The sequence below is a fragment of the Pedobacter sp. 01N416 genome (assembly GCF_056399685.1).
Genome location: NZ_JBFTRT010000796.1, coordinates 1 through 1,722, shown reverse-complemented (window position 1 = coordinate 1,722; position 1,722 = coordinate 1). Strand labels below are relative to the sequence as shown.

Annotated in this window: 2 protein-coding genes; both read right to left on the bottom strand. The window is 39.3% G+C overall.

The window, feature by feature from the left end; genetic code table 11:
* Positions 1-593, bottom strand: a 593-nt coding sequence (locus tag AC1DND_RS27245) for a PAS domain-containing protein (RefSeq protein ID WP_477585902.1), incomplete at its 3' end; no start/stop codon positions are given.
* A gap of 67 nt (positions 594-660) precedes the next feature.
* A partial coding sequence (locus tag AC1DND_RS27240; protein ID WP_477585900.1) for a sigma-54 interaction domain-containing protein occupies positions 661-1,722 on the bottom strand: 1,062 nt, incomplete at its 5' end.

Below are 1,722 nucleotides of genomic sequence, written 5' to 3'. Positions count from 1 at the left end.
TCGGTAGACACTGGAATCAGGTTATCCTGGATCTGCAATTCCAGAAACCGTTTCCCACCCGATAAGATCTGCTCTTTGTCTGCTGCAATTGTAGGGAGATGTTGCTGTACCCTGTGCCAATACTTATACGCTGGGATGCCTAAAAGATTTGAAGCCGCCTGATTAAAAAATGCAACCTCTTCATTCTCTTCCTGATTAGTATTATTTACCACGATTACACCAACGGGAACCTGCTCCAGAATGGTTTTAATCAGCTGAAACATCGCTTCCTGTTCCAATCTGATCTGTTTATGTACCAGTAAAATATCGCTAAAAGACTCGTATAATTCAGGGAAACTGCCTTTAGTTACTTTGTTTTTAAAGTTTAAGGTATGATCTCTCGTTTTAACGGCTAAAATGAAACGGTTGATATCTGATCGGATCTGATTGATATAGTAATAAAGGGAAATAACCATGCCCAATAAAATTAAAGCTACGCCAATGATGGTAAACCAAAGCTGGGTATTTTTAACCAGGTAAAATAGGAGATAGCCCAGCAGATTGATAATCAGCAGGCGAAATATTAAACGGAAAGTAAAACGTTGATAAAACATGTTTTTAAAACTGAAAGCTTAAAGGCGAAAGACTAAAGCTTTAAGCTCTGGTCTTTCAGCTTTCAGCTTAGATTCCAAATTTCTCGATTCTTCTATACAGTGCAGCCCGCGTTAAACCGAGTTCTGCTGCGGCTTTTGATATATTTCCTTTGTGTTTATCAATTGCTTTCTGCACCATCATTTTTTCCATATCCTCAAGCGCCATTTCATCTGGTATGGCGTTGTTTTGTGCGTAGCGCTGCGGACTTAACTGCAAATCTTCTTCTGCAATATCAGCCCCATCGCTCATAATAACGGCTCTTTCTAAAACGTGCTGTAACTCGCGCACATTTCCCGGCCATTTATACTGTAAAAGTGCTTCTTGGGCCTTATTACTCAGTTTTCGTATGTCTTTATGGTATTTAGAGCTAAAAACCTGCATAAAATGATTGGCTAAAAGTAGGATATCTGTTCCACGTTTGCGTAAGGCTGGTAATAAAAGCTCAACAGTATTAATGCGGAACAGTAAATCTTGCCTAAATGTATTTTTAGATACCATTTCATTTAAGGGCATATTGGTGGCCGTTATTAAACGGACATTCACCTTACGTTCTTTACTTTCACCTAAACGGGTAACTGTACGGTTTTGCAAAACGCTTAAGAGTTTTGCCTGAAGCGGTAATGTTAAATTTCCAATCTCGTCTAAAAAGATCGTTCCTCCATCGGCCAGTTCAAAGCGACCAGGTTTATCTTCTTTGGCATCGGTAAAAGCACCTTTAGCATAACCGAATAATTCGCTCTCAAATAAATTTTCGTTTAATGAGCCTAAATCAACATGCATAAACACCTGGTTTTTCCTTTGTGAATTACCATGGATTTCATAAGCAAAAACTTGTTTCCCCGTTCCGTTTTCGCCCAGAATAAGCACATTGGCATCTGTTGGGGCAACTTTTAGTAAAGTGGCCTGTAACTGTTTTATTCCATCGGCCTGCCCAACAATATTCTCGAAACCACGGGTAAGATCTTTTTGGAGCGATGAATGTATTTTTTCTAGTTTTTTTACCTTTTTGGTCGATTCGCGGAGTTTAGATGCCGAAGAAATGGTGGCAAACAGCTTCTCATTTTCCCAGGGTTTCAGAATAAAATCGGT